Annotated in this window: 20 protein-coding genes; 7 read left to right on the top strand and 13 right to left on the bottom strand. The window is 67.3% G+C overall.

Going from position 1 to position 20,728, the window contains the following annotated elements:
• Nucleotides 1–207: 207 nt before the first annotated feature.
• The 5 genes from DK26_RS04535 to DK26_RS04515 all read right to left on the bottom strand — a co-directional run bounded on the left by DK26_RS04535 (nt 208) and on the right by DK26_RS04515 (nt 4,535).
• Nucleotides 208–465 carry a hypothetical protein gene (locus tag DK26_RS04535; protein ID WP_066468699.1) on the bottom strand — a complete coding sequence of 86 codons (258 nt, stop codon included), beginning with the start codon at nt 463–465 and terminating at the stop codon, nt 208–210.
• A 101-nt stretch (nt 466–566) separates the two neighbouring features.
• A complete protein-coding gene (locus tag DK26_RS04530) occupies nt 567–1,361 on the bottom strand; it encodes an ABC transporter permease subunit (RefSeq protein WP_066468697.1) in 795 nt (264 codons plus the stop codon).
• Entirely contained in the window at nt 1,358–2,257 is a 900-nt protein-coding gene (locus DK26_RS04525; RefSeq protein WP_184231589.1) for an ABC transporter permease subunit, read from the bottom strand. The genes DK26_RS04530 and DK26_RS04525 overlap by 4 nt, the downstream gene beginning before the upstream one ends.
• Nucleotides 2,254–3,432 (bottom strand): ABC transporter ATP-binding protein, encoded by a 1,179-nt coding sequence (locus DK26_RS04520; protein ID WP_066468694.1) that lies wholly within the window; start codon nt 3,430–3,432, stop codon nt 2,254–2,256. Before DK26_RS04520 ends, DK26_RS04525 begins: the two co-directional genes overlap by 4 nt.
• Nucleotides 3,429–4,535: a polyamine ABC transporter substrate-binding protein gene (locus DK26_RS04515; protein ID WP_066468692.1), complete on the bottom strand. Its 1,107-nt coding sequence runs from the start codon at nt 4,533–4,535 to the stop codon at nt 3,429–3,431. Before DK26_RS04515 ends, DK26_RS04520 begins: the two co-directional genes overlap by 4 nt.
• 206 nt (nt 4,536–4,741) lie before the next feature.
• Between DK26_RS04515 and DK26_RS04510 the strand changes: the two genes are divergently transcribed.
• On the top strand, nt 4,742–5,473 hold the full coding sequence (locus DK26_RS04510; RefSeq protein WP_066468690.1) for a DUF3750 domain-containing protein: 732 nt from the start codon (nt 4,742–4,744) through the stop codon (nt 5,471–5,473).
• 165 nt (nt 5,474–5,638) lie between these two features.
• Here DK26_RS04510 and DK26_RS04505 read toward each other — a convergent pair whose 3' ends face one another.
• The gene (locus DK26_RS04505; protein ID WP_066468688.1) at nt 5,639–6,481 is read right to left on the bottom strand and encodes a lytic transglycosylase domain-containing protein; all 843 of its coding nucleotides are present in this window, start codon (nt 6,479–6,481) and stop codon (nt 5,639–5,641) included.
• A complete protein-coding gene (locus DK26_RS04500) occupies nt 6,478–7,761 on the bottom strand; it encodes a cystathionine gamma-synthase family protein (protein WP_066468684.1) in 1,284 nt (427 codons plus the stop codon). The genes DK26_RS04505 and DK26_RS04500 overlap by 4 nt, the downstream gene beginning before the upstream one ends.
• 132 nt (nt 7,762–7,893) lie before the next feature.
• Between DK26_RS04500 and DK26_RS04495 the strand changes: the two genes are divergently transcribed.
• Nucleotides 7,894–8,364, top strand: a complete 471-nt coding sequence (locus DK26_RS04495; RefSeq protein ID WP_066468682.1) for an Lrp/AsnC family transcriptional regulator — start codon at nt 7,894–7,896, stop codon at nt 8,362–8,364.
• 3 nt (nt 8,365–8,367) lie between these two features.
• On the opposite strand, the gene DK26_RS04490 is transcribed toward DK26_RS04495, so the two are convergent.
• Together DK26_RS04490 and DK26_RS04485 are read right to left on the bottom strand one after the other, a co-directional pair.
• Nucleotides 8,368–9,351 (bottom strand): alpha/beta hydrolase, encoded by a 984-nt coding sequence (locus DK26_RS04490; protein ID WP_349236319.1) that lies wholly within the window; start codon nt 9,349–9,351, stop codon nt 8,368–8,370.
• A gap of 115 nt (nt 9,352–9,466) precedes the next feature.
• On the bottom strand, nt 9,467–10,618 hold the full coding sequence (locus DK26_RS04485; RefSeq protein ID WP_066468679.1) for an alpha/beta hydrolase: 1,152 nt from the start codon (nt 10,616–10,618) through the stop codon (nt 9,467–9,469).
• Nucleotides 10,619–10,743: 125 nt separating this feature from the next.
• Between DK26_RS04485 and meaB the strand changes: the two genes are divergently transcribed.
• Together meaB and DK26_RS04475 are read left to right on the top strand one after the other, a co-directional pair.
• Entirely contained in the window at nt 10,744–11,718 is a 975-nt protein-coding gene (gene meaB, locus DK26_RS04480) for a methylmalonyl Co-A mutase-associated GTPase MeaB (protein ID WP_066468677.1), read from the top strand.
• A 108-nt stretch (nt 11,719–11,826) separates the two neighbouring features.
• On the top strand, nt 11,827–13,206 hold the full coding sequence (locus DK26_RS04475) for a TIGR03808 family TAT-translocated repetitive protein (RefSeq protein WP_184231590.1): 1,380 nt from the start codon (nt 11,827–11,829) through the stop codon (nt 13,204–13,206).
• A gap of 7 nt (nt 13,207–13,213) precedes the next feature.
• Here DK26_RS04475 and DK26_RS04470 read toward each other — a convergent pair whose 3' ends face one another.
• From DK26_RS04470 to DK26_RS04460, 3 genes are read right to left on the bottom strand one after another with little or no spacing between them, the layout of a single operon-like run.
• On the bottom strand, nt 13,214–13,831 hold the full coding sequence (locus DK26_RS04470; RefSeq protein ID WP_066468670.1) for a ParB-like protein: 618 nt from the start codon (nt 13,829–13,831) through the stop codon (nt 13,214–13,216).
• Nucleotides 13,831–15,507 carry a SulP family inorganic anion transporter gene (locus tag DK26_RS04465; protein WP_157089497.1) on the bottom strand — a complete coding sequence of 559 codons (1,677 nt, stop codon included), beginning with the start codon at nt 15,505–15,507 and terminating at the stop codon, nt 13,831–13,833. Before DK26_RS04465 ends, DK26_RS04470 begins: the two co-directional genes overlap by 1 nt.
• Nucleotides 15,508–15,558: 51 nt before the next feature.
• A complete protein-coding gene (locus tag DK26_RS04460) occupies nt 15,559–16,572 on the bottom strand; it encodes an asparaginase (RefSeq protein ID WP_066468661.1) in 1,014 nt (337 codons plus the stop codon).
• Nucleotides 16,573–16,689: 117 nt separating this feature from the next.
• On the opposite strand from DK26_RS04460, the gene DK26_RS04455 reads away from it, so the two are divergent.
• Nucleotides 16,690–17,514, top strand: a complete 825-nt coding sequence (locus tag DK26_RS04455) for an alpha/beta hydrolase (protein ID WP_066468659.1) — start codon at nt 16,690–16,692, stop codon at nt 17,512–17,514.
• Nucleotides 17,515–17,573: 59 nt separating this feature from the next.
• Nucleotides 17,574–17,810, top strand: coding sequence for an Lrp/AsnC ligand binding domain-containing protein (locus DK26_RS04450; RefSeq protein WP_066468653.1), 237 nt, complete (start codon nt 17,574–17,576; stop codon nt 17,808–17,810).
• Nucleotides 17,811–17,828: 18 nt separating this feature from the next.
• On the opposite strand, the gene DK26_RS04445 is transcribed toward DK26_RS04450, so the two are convergent.
• The gene (locus tag DK26_RS04445; RefSeq protein ID WP_066468651.1) at nt 17,829–18,770 is read right to left on the bottom strand and encodes a LysR substrate-binding domain-containing protein; all 942 of its coding nucleotides are present in this window, start codon (nt 18,768–18,770) and stop codon (nt 17,829–17,831) included.
• 211 nt (nt 18,771–18,981) lie between these two features.
• On the opposite strand from DK26_RS04445, the gene DK26_RS04440 reads away from it, so the two are divergent.
• Nucleotides 18,982–20,583, top strand: a complete 1,602-nt coding sequence (locus DK26_RS04440; protein ID WP_066468648.1) for an ABC transporter substrate-binding protein — start codon at nt 18,982–18,984, stop codon at nt 20,581–20,583.
• The last annotated feature ends 145 nt before the right edge of the window (nt 20,584–20,728 follow it).

Genomic DNA, 20,728 nt, shown 5'->3' with positions numbered 1-20,728 from the left:
GGCGTGATCCCGCCGCAGGACTTCGAGAGCCTGATCCAGGCCGGCGCCAGCGCGATCTTCCCGCCGGGAACCGTGATCGCCGACGCCGCCGAAAAGCTCCTCGACGAACTCAACCGGAACCTCGGATACGCGCAGAAGTCGGCGGCGGAGTAGCGGGGAAATGGCGGCACGGCTTGCGCCGCGCCGCTCGACAGGCGCCTAGCGCCATTAGCGGTTGTCGTAGCGCCGGCCGTAGCCATAGGCATCGTCGCGCCGTTCCTCGTTCCAGCGCTGCCAGCGACGCTGGCCCCAATAGCCGTGGAAAGCCGGCGGCGCCGGGCGCCAGCCATAGGCGCGGCGTTCATATTGGCGCTCATAGCGGTCATAGGCCTGGGCCTCGCCGCTGCCGGCAAGACCCAGCATGGCGAGCCCCCCGGTGCCGATGGCGAGGGCAGCGAGGCCGGCGGTGGCGAGCTTGCGGAACATGGTTCCTGTCCTGTGCTGTGGCCGGGGACATTCCCCGCCCTTGCGCTGGACATTCGCAGGCTCCGCCTGAACCGGCATTGAGGCCGGCGTTCACCCGCCGTTTAACCCTTCTCTCCGGCGAGTGCCTCGCGCTTGAGCAGCAGCGAGGCGGCTATCACCGCCACCGCGACCGCGCCGATCATGATCGTGCAGGCGGCGTTGATCTCGGGCGAGACGCCGAGGCGGATCGCCGAGTAGAGCCGCATCGGCAGCGTCGTCGCGCCCGGGCCGCTGGTGAAGCTCGCGATCACGAGATCGTCGAGCGAGAGCGTGAAGGCGAGCATCCAGGCGGCGAGGACCGCCGGCCAGATCAGGGGCAGCGTCACCGTGAAGAAGGTCGTCACCGGCGTCGCCCCGAGATCGCGCGCCGCCTCCTCCAGCGACCGGTCGAAGCCGGCAAGCCGCGCCTGCACGACGATGCAGGCGAAGCCGAGGCTGAAGGTCGCGTGGGCGACGACCACGGTCCAATAGCCGCGCTCGACATCGCCGGCGACGAAGAGCAGCAGCAGCGACAGGCCGGTAATCACCTCCGGCATGACAAGCGGCGCCAGCACCATGCCCGAGAACAGGGTGCGGCCGGCGAAGCTGCGATAGCGCGTCAGCGCCAGCGCGGCGAGCGTGCCGAGTCCGGCCGCCAGCGTCGCCGAGACCAGCGCGACGCGGATCGTCAGCCAGGCGGCATCGAGCAGCGGCTGGTTGTTGAACAGCGCGACATACCAATGCGTCGAGAAGCCGCCCCAGACCGTGACCAGCCGCGAGGCGTTGAACGAATAGGCGATCAGCGCGACGATCGGCAGGTACAGGAAGGCGAAGCCGAGCACGAGCGCGGCCAGGTGGAAGCTGCCGAAGCGCCTCATCGCGCCGCCCTCCCCGCCCGCTGAAGCAGCACGAGCGGCAGCACCAGCACGATCAGCAGCACGATCGCCACCGCCGAGGCCAGTGGCCAGTCGCGGTTGGAGAAGAACTCGCTCCAGAGCACCTTGCCGACCATCAGCGTATCGGGCCCGCCGAGCAGGTCCGGGATGACGAACTCACCGATCGCCGGAATGAAGACCAGCGCCGATCCGGCGAGGATGCCCGGCAGCGAGAGCGGCAGGGTCACGGTGCGGAAAATGGTCAGCGGCGTCGCGCCGAGGTCGGCGGCCGCCTCGACCAGCGTGCCGTCGAGCTTCTGCAAGGTGGTGTAGAGCGGCAGCACCATGAAGGGCAGGTAGGAATAGACCATGCCGATCAGCACGGCGGTGTCGGTGTTCAGCAGGCGCAGCGGCTCGTTCGCCAGCCCGAGCCAGCCCAGCGCCATGTCGAGCAGGCCTTCCGGCCGCAATATGCCGATCCAGGCGTAGACGCGGATCAGGAAGGAGGTCCAGAACGGCAGGATGACGAGCAGGAGCAGGATGCCCTGCCAGCGCTTCGGCGCCATCGCCATCGCATAGGCCAGCGGATAGCCGAGCGCGAGCGCGATCAGGGTGGTCAGGCCGGCAATGCGCAGCGAGGATAGATAGCTCTGCCAATAGAGCGCGTCCTCGCCGAGCAGCCGGAAATTCTCGAGATCGAGCCCGGCGAGGAACTCGCCGAGCGCGTCGAAGCCGAGGAAATGCGGCGCATAAGGTGGCTGGTCGGTCGCCGCATCCGAGAGCGCGATCCGCAGCACGATGAGGAAGGGTGCCAGGAAGAAGGCGAGCAGCCAGAGATAGGGGATCGCGGCGACGAGCAACCCGCGCCCGCCGGCCGCTCGGGGAACCGGGCCGCTCACGATCCCAGCACCATGCCGGCTTCGACGTCCCAGGACAGCCAGACCCTGTCTTCCCAGGCGAAGGGGCGCTCGATGCGCCGCGTGCGGTTAGTCAGCGAGACCTTGAGCAATTTACCCTCGTCGCCGCCGACCATCACCTGGATCATCGTCATGTCGCCGAGATAGCCGATATCCCAGATCTCGCCGGCGACCTTGTTCACGCCCTGCTGCGGCTCGTCATGACTGATCACGATCTTCTCGGGCCGCAGGCCGATGGCGAGCGCATCACCCGGCTTGCAGGACGGCGCATCCTCGTCGAGCTCGATCGTGCCGACATGCTCGTTCGCGAGCGTGACGAGGTCACCCTCGACCGTGGTCACCCTGCCCTCTATCAGGTTGATGTCGCCGACGAACTCGGCGACGAAACGATTGGCCGGCGCCTCGTAGATCAGGTCGGGCGGCGCGATCTGGAGCAGCCGGCCATGATCCATCACGGCCATGCGGTCGGCCATGGTCATGGCCTCGTCCTGGTCGTGCGTCACCACCATGAAGGTCAGGCCGAGATCGGCCTGGAGGTCCATCAGCTCGTATTGCGTCGCCTCGCGCAGCTTCTTGTCGAGCGCACCCAAGGGCTCGTCGAGCAGGAGCAGCTTGGGCTGCTTCACCAGGGCGCGGGCGAGCGCGACGCGCTGGCGCTGGCCGCCGGAGAGCTGGTCCGGCCGCCTGCCCTCGAAGCCGTTCAGCCGGACGCGCTTCAGCATCGCGTCGACCCGCTCGCGCAGCTGCGCCTTCGGCAGCCCCTCGCGCTTAAGTCCGTAGGCGATATTGTCGCCGACGGAGAGATGCGGGAACAGCGCGTAGGACTGGAACATCATGTTCACCGGCCGCTGATGAGGCGGCACGGTGGTGATGTCGACGCCGTCGAGCAGGATCTCGCCCTCGTCAGGCTGCTCGAAGCCGGCGAGCATGCGCATCAGCGTGGTCTTGCCGCAGCCCGACGGTCCGAGCAGCGCGAAGAACTCGCGCGCATGGATCGAAAGCGACAGCGCGTCGACCGCCGTCACCTTGCCGAAGCGCTTGGTGACATTGCGGAACTCGACCAGCGGCTTCGCCGCCGGGTCGTTCCAGGGCTGGAAGTCGCGACGGACGCTGCCTGGCGAGGCGCGCCGCGTCGCGGCGCCGGATGGCGCGTTCACCGCCCGCTCTTGACGCGGGTCCAGAGGCGATTGACCACCCGCTGCGTCTTCTGGTCGTAAGGCGTGATCGTGTAGAGCCGCGCCATCACCGCATCCGGCGGGTAAATCCCGGGATTGTCGCGCACCGCCGCAGAGAGCAGCGGCTTCGAGGCGCTGTTGCCGTTGGCGTACTGGATGAAGTCGGAGTTCTTCGCCGCCATTTCCGGACGGTTGACGAAGTCGATGAACTTCAGCGCCGCCTCCTGATTGGCCGCATCCTTCGGGATCACGAAGGAATCGAACCACATCAGCGCACCTTCCTTCGGGATCGCATAGGCGATCTCGACCTTGTTCTTGGCTTCCTCGGCGCGCTTCTTGGCCTGCAGGATGTCGCCGGAATAGCCGACGGCCAGGCAGATATCGCCATTGGCGAGCGCGTTGATGTATTCGGAGGAGTGGAACTTCTGGATATGCGGGCGCATCTTGCGCAGCAATTCGCCGGCCTTGTTGAGGTCGGCCTCCTTCTTGGAGTCGGGATCGAGCCCGAGATAGCGCAGCGCCGCCGGGAACATCTCCTCGACCGCGTCGAGCACGTGCACGCCGCAATTGGAGAGCTTCTTCAGCTTCTCGGCGTCGAACAGGATGCTCCAGGAATCGATCACCGCATCGGGGCCGAGCCGTTCCTTGATCTTGGCTACGTTGTAGCCGATCCCGGTCGTGCCCCACATGTAGTTCACGGCGAACTTGTTGCCGGGGTCGTATTTCGAGAGCCGCTGCTGGATTTCCGGCCAGGCATTCTTGAGGTTCGGCACCTTGGCGGTGTCGACCGGGGTGTAGAGGCCCAGCGGAATGTGCCGCGGCAGGAAGGAGGCCGTGACGACGACGAGATCATAGCCGGTCTTGCCGGCGAGAAGCTTGGTCTCGACCGTCTCCATCTGGTCGAACGTGTCGTAGACGACCGTGATGCCGGTCTCTTTCTTGAAGGCGTCGAGCACCTCCGGATTGACGTAGTCGGACCAGTTGTAGATGCGCAGTTCCTTGTCCTGCGCCTGGGCCGGGGTTCCCGCGAGAAGGGCGAGCCCGAGGGCCGCACCGGTCGCGAAGCGTTTTAGAACCGACGTCAATTCACTCAATCTGCCCCTCCTCACGGACATGCTGTGCCAGAGCCGGATCCGATCAGGTTGAATTGGCCTGATCGGTGAATCCGTCTCTCACCTTTTAGCGCCGGCAAGCTATCAGCTTGTCTGAAACGCTCAACCTCGATTTCGTGATCCTGGCGCGGTGACCACAGCTTGCGAGGCGCAGGCTCGGCCCTATTTTCTACCGGCGCATGACACGACGTTTTCTCCTCCTCTTTTCCGTGCTTTTCCTGCTGCCGCTCGCCAGCCATGCGGCCTGGTGGTCATGGCAGCCCTTGGCCGCCGACTGGCGCCGGGCCGACTGGTCGAGCGCGGCCCTGCTGCCGGCCGCCGCAATAGAACCCGAGGCGACCGTGCACGTCTTCGCGGCGCGCGTCGGCCGCTGGCGCGGCGTCTTCGCGCATCATTCCTGGGTGGTGGTGAAGGAGGCCGGGGCGAAGGCCTATACCCGCTTCGACGTAGTCGGCTGGGGCAATCCCGTGCGCGTCAACCATCGCGAGGCCGATGGGCGCTGGTTCGGCAATGTCCCGGAACTCGTCGCCGAGGTGAAGGGCGAGGCCGCGGCGGCGCTGATCCCGCGCATCCGCGAGGCCGTGAAGAGCTATGGCTACAGCGAGTACGGCACCTACGCCGCCTGGCCGGGACCGAACTCGAACAGCTTCGTCCAGCACGTGCTGGCGGAGGTCCCGGAGCTCGGCCACGCCCTGCCGCCGACCGCGATCGGCAAGGACTGGCGCGAAAGCGGCCTCTACGCCGGCTGGACGCCGAGCCGCACCGGGGTACAGGCATCGCTCTATGGGCTCGCCGGCATTTCGCTCGGCTGGGTCGAAGGCGTCGAGATCAACCTGCTCGGCCTCGTCGCCGGCCTCGACCTGCGCCAGCCGGCGCTGAAACTACCGGGCTGGGGGCGGGTGGGATTGTGAACCACCACCGTCATTCCGGGGCGCTGCGTAGCAGCGAGCCCGGAACCCAGAACCGATGACGTTCATCATCGGCCGCGGCAGTCGCAGCGCTCAATGCAAAGAGGATATCGGTTCTGGGTTCCGGGCTCATCGCTTCGCAATGCCCCGGAAAGACGATGCGCCCTATCAATTCCGCAGCACCAGGCACGCCCCGCCCGCCTGCCGCAGGCGATTGCAGGTCACGGTCGCCTCGCGCAGGCTGTGGGCCGGCAGGCGGACGCGATAGAAGCGCCCCCTGCCCCGGCCCGGCACCGGCGTTCCCAGAACGATCGTCGGCTTGCCCGAGAGCAGTGAGGCGAAGCGGGCGACGACCCGCTGATAGGAGGCGACGGCGCGCGCTTTCGACGGATTTCCCGCGAGCTGCACGCCGAAGGGCGCATAGGCACCCTCGATCAGCACGGCAGGCGCCGTCGTCCGGATCGAGGCGACGGCGGTCAGGCAATCCGTCTCCTGCGTCGTCGCCGGAGGCGGTGCCTCACCGGGGCCGAGACGCCATTCATCGACCGAACGGCCGGTGATGAAGCGGACATAGGCCTGCGTCTCATAGGGCAGCGCGCCGCCACGAGCGACCCAGCGCGCGACGCGGTTCGGACCGCCATTATAGGCGGCGGCGGCGAGGCCGAGATTACCGAACTGTCCCTTCAGCGCAGACAGGAAGGCGGCCGAATGCGGGATCGCGGCCTCGGGGTCGAACGGGTCGGCAAGGCCGCGCTCGTTGGCGGTCCCCGGCATGAACTGGGCGATGCCCTGCGCGCCGGCGGGGCTCGTGACATGCGGCCGGAAGCTGCTCTCGCGCCAGATCAGCCTGGTGAAGAAGGCGACCGGCAGCTCATGCTGCTTGGCCGCCCCCTCGATCAGGCGGCAGATGGTCTGCGCCACGCTTTCCTGCTGCGGCTCGGCCAGGGCCGAGCCACAGGACAAGGTCGCGGCCAGCGCCGCGACGACAGCGCGGCGCCCGCCTTGCCTCACGCAGCTTCGAGAGCCTGCGCAAGATCGGAGATCAGGTCCTCGATGTTCTCGATGCCGACCGAGATCCGGATCAGCGCATCGGTGAGGCCGATCTCCTCGCGCATCTCACGGGCGACGCCGGAATGCGTCATCGCCGCAGGATGCGAGACCAGCGTCTCGGTGCCGCCGAGGCTGACCGCGAGCTTCATGATCTGGAGATTGTCGAGGACCGCGAAGGCCTCTTTCTCGCCGCCCTTCACGTCGAAGGCGAAGGTCGAGCCCGGCTGACTGCACTGCCGGTCGAAGACTGCCTTGCGCGGATCGCCGTCCTTGAGATTGCCGAGATAGTGCACCTTGGCGATCTTGGGATGGTTCAGCAGGTATTCCGCGACCTTGCGGCCGTTCTCGTTGGCCCGATGCATGCGAATGTCGAGCGTCTCCAGCGAGCGCATCAGCATCCAGCACGAGTTCGGATCGAGCTGCGTGCCGAGCGAGCCGCGCCAGGCCTTGACCTGCCGCACCAGCGCCTCCGAGCCGCTGATCGAGCCGCCGACGAGATCGCTGTGGCCGCCCACATATTTGGTCAGCGAAAGCAGCGAGAGATCGGCGCCGTGCTTCAGCGGCTTCTGGAAGATCGGCCCGAGCATGGTGTTGTCGACCACGACCGGCGGGCGATGGCCCTGGCTCTTCTCGAGCTCGTCGGCGATCGCTTTGCAGGCGGCAAGGTCGACGAGGCCGTTGGTCGGGTTGGCCGGCGTCTCGACCAGGATCATCGCGACCCGGCCCTTGGCGGCAGCCGCCTTCGCGACGGCACGCATCTGCGCGACGTCGACCCCATCGGTGAAGCCGAAGGGCGTGACGCCGAAGGCTCCCATCTGATTCTTCAGCAGGGTCTCGGTGCCGCCATAGAGCGGGCGGCTGTGGATGATCGTGTCGCCCGGCCGCAGGAAGGCGAAGCAGGTGGTCGCGATCGCCGCCATGCCGCTGGCGAAGACCGCGCATTTCTCGGCCTCGTCCCAGATCGCCAGGCGATCCTCGAGGATCTCCATGTTCGGGTGGTTGAAGCGCGAATAGACCAGACCCGACTTCTCGCCCGGCTTGAGCTGGCGGCGGCCGGCGGTCAGGTCGAAGAAGTCCTTACCCTGCTGGGCGTTCTCGAAAACGAAGGTCGAGGTCAGGAAGACCGGCGGCTTGAGAGAGCCCTCGGACATGGCCGGCGAATAGCCGAAGCCCATCATCAGGGTCTCGGGGTGGAGCTTTCGATTGGCGATCCGGTCCTTGTGATAATCGTCCTGGCTCATGATCCGCCTCCGTTGCCGGTGCACCGCACCGCTTTCGTGGCGTCAGCCTATGACGATCCGGGCGCCATTGCATGAACGATCATCGGCATTCTAAGGATCAGTTGAGCACGATTCCGCTCATCTTTCTCCCACATGGAGCAGATCATGCTCGACAGTACCGACCGCCGCATGCTCACTCTGCTGCAGGAGGACGGCCGCATCACCAATCACGATCTGTCGCAGAAGGTCGGGCTGTCGCCCACACCCTGCCTGCGCCGGCTGAAGCGGCTGGAAGAGACCGGCGTGATCAAGGGCTACTCGGCGATCGTCGACCCCAAGGCCTATGGCCTGCCCTTCAGCGTCTTCGTCTCGGTGCGCCTCAGCCAGCAGACCCAGGAGCACATCGCCGAATTCGAGAAGGCGGTCGAAAGCTGGCCGGAAGTCGCCGAGTGCTATCTGATGACCGGCTCGCAGGACTATCTGCTGCGCGTCCTCACCGACGGCATCGAGGGCTATGAGCGCTTCCTGAAGCTCAAGGTGACGCGGCTGAAATGCATCCAGTCGGTCGAGTCGAACTTCGCTTTGGCAACGATCAAGAAGCGAGTCGGCCTGCCGCCGCTGTGAGGCTCACGAGCCGGCGCGGTCGATGGCCCGCCTCACCACCTGCGTGACCTCGCTGTCGGACAGGAAGAGATCGTGGCGGAGCATGCTCCAGCCGCGCCCAGCCGTGTCCGCAACCCGAACGCCGAGATTTTCCAGCCGCTCGCGATCGGCGGCGCCGGCGCGGGCGACGCCACCGGCGATGCGCGAGGAGACGGCGAGCGCCCTGTCGCCGGGGTCGATGATCACGGTCATGCGCCTGGCGATCGGCCCGAGCTTGGAGACGGTCTGCTCGAAGGCGTCGATGTCGATGTCGGGCGAAGCGAAGACGACGGAGCCGATCCGGTCCGTAAACCCCGGCAGGTCCCGCAGCTCGCGCAGGCCTTCCAGCGCCAGGAAGGTCCCCATCGAATGGGCGACGATGTGGACGCGGCCAGCGATCGGGTTGTCGACCAGCGCCTTCAGCGCCTGGACGAAGCCGTCGCGCGACCAGAGTGCGCTTTCGCGATCGTAGGCATAGGCGAGCAGGCCGCCGCCGGACGGCCAGGTGAACAGCGCAGTACGCCCGTCGAAAGCGAGGCTGTGCGAGAGCTGGCCGGCGCTGCGGGCCGACGATTCGAAGGTCTCGTTGTAGCCGTGGATGTAAAGCAGCACGTCCCGGCCATTGGCGGCCTCCGCGAAGGCCCGCGCCGCGTCGGCAGAGCCGCGCCGCTGGACGCCGAGCACCGCCCAGTCACCGCTGACGGCAGAACTCACCTGTGCCGCCATGCCACGCCCGGGCGCAGACAACCGCGCTTCGGCGAAAACCAGCCCACTGCCACGATCCGAGCCAAAATAGGGCGGCCTGTCACCTGTCGGCTTGCGCGTGGTGGCGACCAGCAACTGCGGCTCCTTGCCGAAGCTCGAGGCATCGGCCGGGCCGGTGAACGGCGAGACCATAGCTTCGCTCTGGACGCAGGAGGCGAGCGTCGGCGAGAGCAAGGCAAGGCCGATGAGGGAACGACGAGACAAGGCAGGCCGCGAGGCTGACATGAGCAGATCCGGAACTGGGGAGCGCGGGGCCTTTTTGGCCGGCTGGCCTTAAAGCCAAATCAACGCGGCCAGAATGCGGCGCGGCGACGTCCGGTCAGCGGCCGGCGATGGCCGACGGCGCCGTCACCACGAGCTCGACGGTCGATCCCAAGGCTCCAACCACGCCACCTGTGATGTCGCCCAGCCTGTCGCCGAAGCCTGGTCCGGCGACCGCGATGCCTCTGTCGGCCTGGAGGCGGCGGCCGATCAACTGCACCACCTTGGGCGAGGAAGCGAACTTGCCGTGGTTGAGCTGATCGCTCGTCGAGATCTCCGAGAGATCGATGATGTGGGCACCGCGCCGTTCGAGATCGGCGACGATCTCCGTATCCTTGGCCGAGATGGCGCCAAGCCGCGTCTTGTCGCCGGCGAAGCGCCGCGAGAAGGCGAGCGCACGATCGTCGGCGGAGACGAAGACGGTGACATCGCGCTTGATCTCGTCGATCTGCGTCTTGAACACATCGAGATCGATGTCGGGCGCGGCGAGCATGACGTTGCGCAGCTTGCCGCCGAAATTGCCGTCGCCGCGGATCGCGGCCTGGCGCAGAGCCTCCAGCGTCACCAGCGTGCCCATTGAGTGGGCGAGGACATCGATCCGGCTCGCCCCGAGATCGCGCGAGATGCCGCGCAGGGCCGCCTCGAGGAAATCGCGCGAGTAGAAAGCGCTCTCGCGGTCATAGGGATACTGCAGCAATTCGCCGCGCGAGGGCCAGGTAAACAACACCGCCACGCCCTTGAAGCCGGCATCGTGGACGATCTGCGCGAAGCGATAGGAGGCGTCGGCGAAATTGGTGTTGTAGCCATGGACGAAGACGAGCACGTCGCGGTCGACCGGCTTGCGCTTGGCAAGTTCGGCGCGAACCTGCGCGGTGACCGGGTCGCGTTCCAGCGCCGTCACCTTGCTGACCGCGAAATGCAGCGAGGGATCGGCCTTCGCACCGACGGCTGGGAGTTCGAGCTCGCCCGGCTTGTGGGCCCGGGGCACCGTCATGTCGAGCCGGGCGAAGGAGAGGGTCGCAGCCCTCTCGCCGGTGAAATAGCTCGGCTTTTCGGCGGGGGCCCGCGTGGTCGCGACGAAGATCGGGAAACTGGCGACGGTATCCCCCTGCGCCGTATCGGCGAGAACCAGGGTACGCGGCGTGCCGCCGCAAGCGCCGAGCGCGAGCGGGGCCAGCAGGGCCAGCACGATCAACCGAAACCGGGACAACAGGCGGCACTCCAACAACCCGAGACTCGTCCCATCGCCGTGCCAACCGAGCAAGTGCCGCCAGGACACAGCCCCTGCACAATCGTGCCCTTCCGCCGAGGCCATGCTCTTGCTACCAGCAGGGCATGATCGACCTGAACGCACTCGGCAATGCGATTCTGGCAGGCGAGCGCGCCGCGCTGGCGCGCGCCATCACGCTGGCCGAGAGCCGCCGCGCCGACCATCGCGAACAGGCGCAGGCCCTGCTGCAGAAGCTGCTGCCGCATGCCGGCAAGGCGATCCGGGTCGGCATCACCGGCGTTCCCGGTGTCGGCAAGTCGACGACGATCGACGCGCTCGGCTCCTATCTGACCGGGCTCGGCCACAAGGTCGCGGTGCTGGCGGTCGACCCCTCCTCGACGCGCACCGGCGGCTCGATCCTCGGCGACAAGACGCGGATGGCGAGGCTCGCGGTCGATCCCGCCGCCTATATCCGCCCTTCCCCCTCCTCCGGCACGCTCGGTGGCGTCGCCGCCAAGACGCGCGAGACCATGCTGCTCTGCGAGGCCGCCGGCTTCGACGTGGTCCTGGTCGAGACCGTCGGCGTCGGCCAGTCGGAGACTGCGGTCGCGGACCTCACCGACTTCTTCCTGGTGCTGATGCTGCCCAATGCCGGCGACGAGCTGCAGGGCATCAAGAAGGGCATCATCGAGCTCGCCGACATGATCGCCGTTAACAAGGCCGACGGCGCGGGCGCGACCGCCGCACGGGCGGCCGCGGCCCAGTACAAGGCCGCCCTGCACATCCTGGCACCGGCCTCGGCGCTCTGGTCGACGCCGGTCGTGACCGTATCCGGTCTGACAGGGGACGGTCTCGACAAGCTCTGGGACAAGATTGGGGAGCACCGGGCCCGCTTCGAGGCCAAGGGCCTCATCGCCGAGAAGCGGCGCCAGCAGGACGTGAAATGGATGTGGGCAATGGTCCAGGACCGGCTCCAGGCCAAGCTGCGACACGATCCGGCGCTGAAGGCGCGCACGCCGAAGCTCGAAGCTGCCGTGGCGAGCGGCGAGATGACGCCGACGCTCGCCGCCGACGAAATCGCGCGCGCGCTCGGCCTGTAACCGCGGCGGGCATCGCCCTGCCCACCAAGCTCCGAACGCAGAATGCGAGGCGGCCAAGCCGCTGAATCGGCACGCCGCTTGAAGGCCTCCGCTCCGATGGAGGGTTTCATGACGGTCTCGCGCCGGAATCTGCTGCGAACGGCCCTGTTTGGCACAGTCGCGGGCGCCACCGCTCCCGCTTTGGCGCAATCTGCGCCGCGCGCCGCCTCGGCCGCTCCGCTCGGCTCGCTCGGCCTTGAAGCGTCGCAATACGGGCTGCGCCCCGGCTCGACCGACGACCAGTCGCGCACCCTGCAGAATGCCCTCGTAGAGGCGGTCAAGCGCGATACGCCTCTACTGGTCGCACCAGGACGCTACCGCATCGCCAATGTCGTGCTGCCTGAGGGCGCGCGGCTCATCGGTGTCCCGGGCACGACGCAGTTCATCGCGGCGCAGGCCGGTCCGCTGCTGGTCGCCCGCCGGATCAAGCGGGCAGCGATCTCCGGCATTCTCGTCGACGGGCTCGACATCCGCGCCAGCCAGCGCAACGGGCTGATCGCGGTGGACGAGGTGCCCGATTTTGCCCTCGCCGATTGCGAATTCGCCAATGCCGGCTCTGTCGGCCTGACATTGAATCGGACGGGTGGACGCATCGAGCGCAGCCGCTTCCGCAGCATGCGCGATTCCGCGCTGTTCTCGCTGGATTCGCGCGGGCTTTCGATCGAGGCCAACACCGTCGAGGATTGCGGCAACAACGGCATCCAGCTCTGGCGCAGCCAGGCCGGCGACGAGCAGAGCCTCGTCCGCGGCAACCGGGTGAACCGCGTCCGCAACGATGCCGGCGGCGACGGCCCGAACGGCAATGGCATCAGCCTCTTCCGGGCAGGAGGTGTGATCATCGAAGGGAACACGCTTCGCGATTGCGCGCTGACCTTCATCCGCAACAATTCCGGCTCCGGCGTGCAGATGCTCGGCAATCAGGGCCGGCGCTGCGGCGAGGTCGCGCTCTATTCGGAATTCGCCTTCGAGGGCGCGATCATCGCGAACAATCTGGTCGAGGACTGCGCCCAGGGCGCCAACATCACCAATCTCGACCATGGCGGGCGCCTGTCCGTCTTCGCCAACAACATCGTCCGCAACGCCCAGAAGGGGCTGGCGCCGAAGGGCAAGGAGCTGATCGGCGGCATGGGCGTGCATGTCGAGGCCGAGGCCAGCGTCACCGGCAACGTCATCGAGAACGCCAGCGAGGTCGGCATCTCGCTCGGCTGGTCCTGGGGCATGCGCAATCTCGTCGCCACCGGCAACATGGTGCGCAAGACCGGCATCGGCATCTCGGTCTCGCTGGTGCCGAAGGAGCGCAACGCACTGATTGCCAACAACGTCATCAGCGAAGCCAAGCTCGGCGCGGTGGTCGGGACCGAATATGGCAAGGCCGTCACCGGCGACCTGACGAGGGCCGAGGACAAGCGCGCGGCGGGCGTCAGGGTCGAGAACAACGCGGTGGGATGAGCCCCGGCTATTCCTCCACCCCGCACCAGCCGGGCAGGTGCTCGGCCTCGCTCTTCCTGGCTTCGAGCAGCGCCTGCTTCAGCGCCTTATTGAAGGCGCCCTCTACGGTCACGCGCTTGATCCGCCGACGCAGGTGATCGGCCCAGAGAAATTCGGAAAACGGCATCTCGGTCTTCGCATAGCCGCCGGCAAGCCGCAGCGCCCCGGCGAGCGCGCGATAGGGATCGTCGACCAGCTCGGAAATGCTCCGCGGAATATGGCGGTAGGCGCGACGCCGCCCATCGGCATCGTATGGGTGCATCCAGCCGCGATTGTCGAGGAAGGTCCAGAAAGCCTGCTTGTCGAGGCGGCTCAGGTCGGCCAGCTGCGTCGTCAGGATGCGTGGCTCGCCTTCCAGGTGCAGCGCGAGCGCCAAATGATGATGATCGACAAGATATGGCCGCCGCTTCGGACCGAGGACGACCGGAACCGCGTGGCCGCCCAGATAGAGCGCGTCCCTGCCGGCGCTCTCCTCACGCCAGCGAATGCGCTTGGCCTCGACCTCGCGCATGCCGACGGTGATCTGGGTCGGGCACAGATCGGTGATCGCCGTTGCGATCAGTTGCGGCTCGATCTCGAACTTCATCAGTTACTCCCGCCGCTGCGCTGTTTGAGGGCCCGGATCGCCTGTTCGACACTGTGGAACAGATGGTCCTCTCCGATTTCGGCGATCACGCCGAAGCGGCGCAGCGCCTCGAGCGCGCGTACCGACTCGACCCGCGCAATCGCGACGGCGGCTCCGCCTTCCCGGCAACCCCGTATCAAGGCAAGCAGCGCCTGCGCGGCGGTGTAATCGACTGCCGCGATGCCGCCGGCCTCGAGGATGAAGAGCGTGGGCCGTCGCTGAGCGATGAGCTCCATCATGCCGAGCCGGAAGCTCTCGGCATTGGCGAAGAGCAGTGGCGCCTGGAAGGCTGCGACCAGCACGCCTGCTTCGCTCTGCGTCGGCTGGCCACTCCCCGGTGGCCACCAGATCGTCGTCCCGGCCAGCCGGCCGAGTTCAAGCGGCCGGCTGCGCGTGGTCATCCAGACGCCGTGCAGCAGCGAGAGCGCGATGCCGATGGCAACGCCGGTCTCGATCGGCAGCCAGACGATCGCGATGGCGGTGAGCAGTACGAGCGCGAATTCCGCGGGGGATTGCCGGGCAATGGCGCGGATCTGCCGGAGACGGAATATGCGCTGTGCAACGAAGAGCAGCACACCGGCGAGCGCCGCGACCGGCACCTGCGCCAGCAGGGAGCCGCCGGCGAGCGCCAGGGCCAGCACGATAGCGGCGGCGAGCAGCGCCGCGCGCTGTGAAGTGCCGCCGCTTTCGACGACCACCGCCGTCCGTGGCGGGCTGGCATTGACGGGGAAGGCGCCAGCGAGACCGGACAGGAGGTTCGCCGCTCCGAGACCGAGGAAATCGCGATCGACCCGCGGTTCGGCCCCTTCTCCGTCGGGAAAGGAGCGGCTCACCGTCGCTGTCTGCATCATCACCACCAGCGCGAGCAAAAGAGCGAGCGGCACGAGGCCACGCATGTCGCCCCAGTCGAGCCGCGGCCAGCCCAGCGTCGGCAATCCGGAGGGCAGGACGCCGAGAACCGCGACGCCGCGTGCGGAAAGCCCGAACAGCGCGACGGCGGCGGTGGCTGCTGCCAGCGCTATCAGCGCCCCAGGCAGGCGTGGCGCAAACCGCTCGCACAGGTTCAGCGTCGCCAGCGTGAACAGGCCGATAGCAAGAGAGAAGGGACTGGTCTCGCCGATCCGGCTCCAGATCACCTGGACCTGTCCGGCGATGTGGTGGCCGCCGCCGGGAATGCCGAGGAGTCCGGGCAGTTGCGAAACCACAATGTGGATCGCGATTCCCGCGAGAAAACCGGTCAGGACCGGTACCGAAAGCAGGTCGGCGATCCAGCCAAGCCTGAGCGCTCCCGCGATCAGCAGGGCGATGCCGACGAGGAGAGCCAGGAAAGCGGGTGCCCCCGGCGGAAAGGCGCCACTCGCGGCAAGCGCCGCGAGGCCGCTGACGAAGATCGGTGTGATCGTCGAATCGGCGCCGGCCGTCAGCACACGGCTGGCGCCGAAGCAGGCGAAGCCGAGCGTCGCCGCGACGAAGGCAAAGAAGCCGAGCTGCGGCTCGAAACCGCCGAGCTGCGCCGTCGCCATCTGCTCGGGGATGGTGATTGCGGCCAGCGTCAGCCCGGCGAGCAGGTCACGACCGAAGGAGCCGCCTCCATTGGCGACGGCTGAGCGCTCAGCAGTGTCGAGATCTTGCGGCATGCAGCGGACCCGATCGGGCAGGTCGAGCCTGCGCGCAGGCCCCGGCCGGCGTCAAGCAGCGCCGACAAGCCTTCCGGCGGCCCTGACCCGCCCGACCTCGATGCCGTTCCAGTTCTTCAGCACCGTCTCGCGGAAGGGCGCGAACGCCTCCTCCTGCCCTGCCAGCGGCGGCAGGAAACGCTCGACCAGGGCCGCCATCGCGATCTCTGTGGCCCGGCCGGCGCCATCGTCGCATTTCAGGGCGATGCCGTAGCCCAGCTCCGGCAGCGAGCCGCAATAGACACCTTCCGCGCCGGTCTTGATGAAGGCGCGCGCCCCGAAGACCTCCATGAAACGGGTGTCGAAGCGGCCGGTGCCGGCGACCATGAAGGGATTGGCCGCCACCGCCTGGCGGATCCGCCGCGCCGCGTCGGCGCGCTGCGGACCGAAGCCATGGCCGGTGCCGAAGCGGGCGAAGCCGAGCGCCAGCGCCTTCAGCGGCACGGCATAGGTCGGGATCGAGCAGCCATCGGTGCCGGAGAGCTCGCTTTTATGGGCGGCGCCGGTCGTCTCCTCCAGCGCCTCCCTGACGGCACGCTGCACGGCATGGCCGGGCTTCACGTAACCCGCCGTGTCCTCGTCGAGACCGCAGGCGAGGCAGACGAAGCCGGCATGCTTGCCCGAGCAGTTATTGTTGAGAGCGGTCGGCTCCTTGCCCGCCTTCGCGAGGGCGCGGGCGGCTGCCTCGCCCATCGGCCAATGCGCGCCGCATTCGAGGCAGCCGGCCTCGCGCCCCGCCTTACGGAGCATGCCGAGCGCCGCCTGCGCATGCGCCTCCTCGCCGGAATGCGAGGCGACGGCGAGGGCGATCTCGGCCGGCGTCAGGCCGTAGCGGTCGGCGGCGCCGCTTTCCAGCAATGGCAGCGCCTGCAGCGCCTTGACCGCCGAGCGCGGGAAGACCGGGCGCTCGACATCGCCGAGCGCCAGCACCACGGCCCCGTCTGCATCGACCACGATCGCCGCGCCGCGATGGCGCGATTCGACGACGCCGCCACGCGTGACTTCGGCGAGAACGGGATTGTCCATGGCTGTCTCCGGGGAACTGTGCCGGGTTTGTCGCGTTTGTCGCTCGACCTGTCAAAGACCATGGCGCAGAGTGGCGGGCGCCCGTCGCGGCAGACCTCTCCCATCAGCCGGAACGACATGTCCCAGGATTACGAGACGCAATACAACAACCGCGCCCGTGTGCCCGAGCATCCCGCGCTGATCGCCGGTTGGGCGGCGGATGCCGCCGCCTATCGCAGCGAAGCCGTCTCGGAGCTCGGCATCAGCTATGGCGAGAGCCCGCGCCAGTATTACGACCTGTTCAAGCCGGAGACGGTGAACAGCCGGGCGATCGTTATGTTCATCCATGGCGGCTACTGGCAGGCGCTCGACCCCAGCTATTTCTCGCATATGGCGCGCGGGCTGAACCGGCTCGGCGTGCCGGTCGCCGTCACCGGCTACGATCTCAGCCCGCAGGTCGATGTCGGCCATATAGTCTGGGAGATGCAGCAGGCGGCAGCGGCGATCTGGCGGCGCTTCAACCTGCCGGTGGTGGCGGCCGGGCATTCGGCCGGTGGCCAGCTCTCGGCCTGCCTGCTCGCCACCGACTGGAAGAATGTCGACCCCGAGCTGCCGACCCATCTGGTCCATGCCGCCTATGGCATTTCCGGCCTCTACAATCTGAAGCCGCTGACCGAGACCAGCATCAACAACGCGCTGGGCCTCACGATGGAAGGAGCGGAGCTGGAAAGCCCGCTGTTCTGGCCGGCCCCTTCAGGGCTGATCATGGACGCCGTGGTCGGTGGGGCCGAGAGCGAGGAGTACCTGAAGCAGAGCCGGCGCATCACCGATGTCTGGGGTCTCGGCGGCGTCCGGACGCGCTATGAGGAGATCGAGGGCGCCAACCACTTTACCGTGCTGGCGACGCTTCCCGATCCTGAAAGCGCCATGTGCCGGCGCATCGCCGCCCTCGCCGGCGCTTGATCTTCCGGCGCAAGCCTCTATCCAGAAGCGATTCAGGGCACAGGGTTCCGGAGCGCGCGATGCAGACCTTCTTCGTCGAGATCAAGTGCAAGCTCGGCAAGACCTATGAGGTCGCGAGCGAACTCGCCGACCGCGAGATCGCCTCCGAAATCTACTCGACCGCCGGCAATTACGACATCCTGGCCAAGTTCCATGTCGCCGCCGATGTCGATATCGGCCATTTCGTCGCCGAGAAGGTGCAGTCGATCCCCGAGATCGCCGACACCCACACCATCATCACCTTCAAAGCGTTCTGATTTTTCTGATCGCCCAGCTCACCTGATCGGCGTGGTCAGCCCGTCCTCGGGCTGCCAGGCGCGCAGGAGGTCCGCGAAGCGGCGCGCCGCCGGAACGACCGGGCCGGTCGCGGGGAAGAGCAGCGAGGTGCGATAGACGATCCGCGGCGCGAAGCGACGTGCCGCCAGCCCCTGCATGCCGCCGAGCGTCAGCGGAAAGGGATTGAGCAGCGCGAGCCCGACGCGCTGGCGCACCAGCTCCGCCATGAAGGTCGCAGTCGCCCCTTCGGCGACCAGCCGGGGCGCGACGCCGGCGTCGGCGAAGGCCCGGTCGGCCTCGAAGCGAACCGGAAAGCGCCGTGCCGCGGCGATCAGCGGCTCGTCGGCAAGGTCACGCGGCGCGATCAGCGCGTGGGCGGCGAGCGGATGGTCCTCCGGCATCACCACATGCGCCACGGCCTCGCGAAACACCTCGTTGCGAACGCCGATATGCGGCACGGGCACGTCGACCAGGCCGATATCGGCGGCGCGGTCGGCAACCAGTGCGATCACGGAGGTGCTGGTGCCGATCTCGACATTGGCGACGACATCCGGCTCCTGAATCCGGAAGTGCGCCAGCACGGGCGGCAGCACGAACTGAGCCAGCGTCGTCGCCGCGGCGATGCGCAGAACGCTCGCCATCGCCGTCTGCCCGGGCCAACCCGCCAGACGCTGCAGCGCATCGAAAACCGGCTGTGCCTCCGCCTCCAGCGCGAAGGCGTCGCCGGTCGGCACCAGGCGTCCGCCCTCGCGCAGGAAGAGCGGCCGGCCGACATGCGCTTCGAGGGTTGCGAGCGCTCGCGACACCGCCGGCTGCGAGATGCCGAGCATCTGCGCCGCGGCCACGGTTTTCCGGGTCGCGATCATTGCCTGCAGGATCTCGAGCTCGCGCAGGCTGGGCGCCTGCCTTGCTCCCACCTTGCCGGCCACCCGCTTTTCCATCGGAACCGCCCTCGATCCTGCAGTTATCCCCATGCCGCATTCGAATATGCGCCGACATTATACAGTCTACCACCAGCTATAATTTACAAGCATAGAAAACGGCTCTAGGGTCCGCGCCAAGGCGAGAGAGGGGGAAGTTCCGGGCAACCGGCGACTCGCCAGTCATGGTTCAGTTGTTCAAGATGGTGGCTTAGGCCATCGGGAGGGCAGAATGGAAAAGATCAGCAAGATCGGGCTGAAGGGCCTGAAGGCCGCGCTTCTCGCGGCGCCCGTGATGGTTGCCGCCGGTGTGGCATCGGCCCAGGAACTGCGCATCGGCATTTCGGCCGAGCTCAGCGCGATGGACCCGCACTATCATAACGTCTCGCCCAACAACATGCTGGCACGGCACATCTACGAGCCGCTGGTCGGGCAGGACGAGAAGCAGACGCTGAAGCCGCTGCTCGCCGAAAGCTGGAAGGCGATCGACGACACGACCTGGGAGTTCAAGCTCCGCCAGGGCGTCAAGTTCCATGACGGCACGCCGTTCACGGCGGACGACGTGATCGCCACGATGCAGCGCGCGCCGAACGTGCCGAAGAGCCCGTCGAGCTTCTCCGCCTATGTGCGCGGCAAGGAGTTCAGCAAGGTCGACGACTTCACCATCCGCGTGAAGACCGCGACGCCGGCGCCGCTGGTCCCGACCGACCTTTCGACCTTCGGCATCATCCCGGCCAAGTGCAAGGACACCACCACCGAGGACTTCAACCTCGGCAAGTGCACCACCGGCGGCACCGGCGCCTACAAGCAGGCCGAATATGTCGCGGGCGACCGCGTCGTGCTGACGCCGAACGAGAACTACTGGGGCGGCAAGGAGCCCTGGTCGAAGGTCACCTTCAGGATGATCACCTCGGCCCCGACCCGCGTCGCCGCGCTGCTGGCGGGCGATATCGACGTGATCGAGAACGTGCCGACCTCGGACGTGGCCCGCCTCAAGGGCGATGCCAAGCTCAGCGTCGCGAGCACCGTCTCGAACCGGGTGATCTATTTCCACATGGATCACTTCCGCGAGGTCTCGCCCTTCATCAAGGGCAAGGACGGTTCGGAGATCAAGAACCCGCTGCAGAACCTCAAGGTCCGTCAGGCGCTGTCGATGGCGATCAACCGCCCGGCGATCGTCGAGCGCATCATGGAGAAGGAGGCGATCCCCGCCGGCCAGCTCCTGCCCGACGGCTTCTTCGGCACGTCCAAGAAGCTGAAGCCCGTCGCCTTTGATCTCAACGGCGCCAAGAAGCTGCTCGCCGAGGCCGGCTACCCGAACGGCTTCAAGATGAAGCTGCACGGGCCGACCAACCGGTATCTCAACGACACCAAGATCATCGAGGCGGTGGCGCAGATGTTCTCGCGCCTCGGCATCGAAACCGAGGTCGAGACGCTGCCTTCGGCCAACTTCTTCACCCGCGCCTCGCAGGGCGGCCAGGGCAACGTGCCGGAATTCTCCTTCATCCTTGTCGGCTGGGGCGCTGGCACGGGTGAATCCTCCGACTCGCTCAAGGCGCTGCTCGCCACCTTCGACCCGCCGAAGGGCATGGGCGCGACCAATCGCGGCCGCTACTCCAACAAGGCCTTCGACGCCAAGCTGGAAGAGGCTCTGCGCACGGTCGACGACGCCAAGCGCGACCTCGCCCTGGCCGAGGCGATGGAGATCGGCATGAACGATGTCGGCCTGATCCCGACGCACTACCAGCTGAACACCTGGGCTTCGCGCAAGGGCGTCAAGGTCCAGGCCCGGACGGACGAGTACACCCTCGCCACCGGCATCCGGAAGGAATAAGCCGGACACCTCGACGCCCGTCCGGACCCGCTTGAAGCCCGGTCCGGACGGCGCGAAACTTTTTTCTTGTTGGAATGTGAGGGCGCCATCCGGCCGGAACACCGGTCGGTTGGCGTTTCGCATCCCGCTCCGGAAGGTCCCGGAC

The sequence above is a fragment of the Allobosea sp. WAO genome (assembly GCF_001509835.1).
GTDB lineage: Bacteria > Pseudomonadota > Alphaproteobacteria > Rhizobiales > Beijerinckiaceae > Allobosea.
The sequence above is the reverse complement of the archived record's forward strand: the minus strand, read 5'-3'. Positions and strand labels throughout refer to the sequence as shown.

What these genes read in the sequence shown, in the direction of transcription:
- DK26_RS04535 (WP_066468699.1), bottom strand. Translation starts at nt 465, where the DNA reads ATGTTCCGCAAGCTCGCCACCGCCGGCCTCGCTGCCCTCGCCATCGGC.
- DK26_RS04530 (WP_066468697.1), bottom strand. Translation starts at nt 1,361, where the DNA reads ATGAGGCGCTTCGGCAGCTTCCACCTGGCCGCGCTCGTGCTCGGCTTC.
- DK26_RS04510 (WP_066468690.1), top strand. Translation starts at nt 4,742, where the DNA reads ATGACACGACGTTTTCTCCTCCTCTTTTCCGTGCTTTTCCTGCTGCCG.
- DK26_RS04500 (WP_066468684.1), bottom strand. Translation starts at nt 7,761, where the DNA reads ATGAGCCAGGACGATTATCACAAGGACCGGATCGCCAATCGAAAGCTC.
- DK26_RS04495 (WP_066468682.1), top strand. Translation starts at nt 7,894, where the DNA reads ATGGAGCAGATCATGCTCGACAGTACCGACCGCCGCATGCTCACTCTG.
- meaB (WP_066468677.1), top strand. Translation starts at nt 10,744, where the DNA reads ATGATCGACCTGAACGCACTCGGCAATGCGATTCTGGCAGGCGAGCGC.
- DK26_RS04475 (WP_184231590.1), top strand. Translation starts at nt 11,827, where the DNA reads ATGACGGTCTCGCGCCGGAATCTGCTGCGAACGGCCCTGTTTGGCACA.
- DK26_RS04470 (WP_066468670.1), bottom strand. Translation starts at nt 13,831, where the DNA reads ATGAAGTTCGAGATCGAGCCGCAACTGATCGCAACGGCGATCACCGAT.
- DK26_RS04465 (WP_157089497.1), bottom strand. Translation starts at nt 15,507, where the DNA reads ATGCCGCAAGATCTCGACACTGCTGAGCGCTCAGCCGTCGCCAATGGA.
- DK26_RS04460 (WP_066468661.1), bottom strand. Translation starts at nt 16,572, where the DNA reads ATGGACAATCCCGTTCTCGCCGAAGTCACGCGTGGCGGCGTCGTCGAA.
- DK26_RS04455 (WP_066468659.1), top strand. Translation starts at nt 16,690, where the DNA reads ATGTCCCAGGATTACGAGACGCAATACAACAACCGCGCCCGTGTGCCC.
- DK26_RS04450 (WP_066468653.1), top strand. Translation starts at nt 17,574, where the DNA reads ATGCAGACCTTCTTCGTCGAGATCAAGTGCAAGCTCGGCAAGACCTAT.
- DK26_RS04445 (WP_066468651.1), bottom strand. Translation starts at nt 18,770, where the DNA reads ATGGAAAAGCGGGTGGCCGGCAAGGTGGGAGCAAGGCAGGCGCCCAGC.
- DK26_RS04440 (WP_066468648.1), top strand. Translation starts at nt 18,982, where the DNA reads ATGGAAAAGATCAGCAAGATCGGGCTGAAGGGCCTGAAGGCCGCGCTT.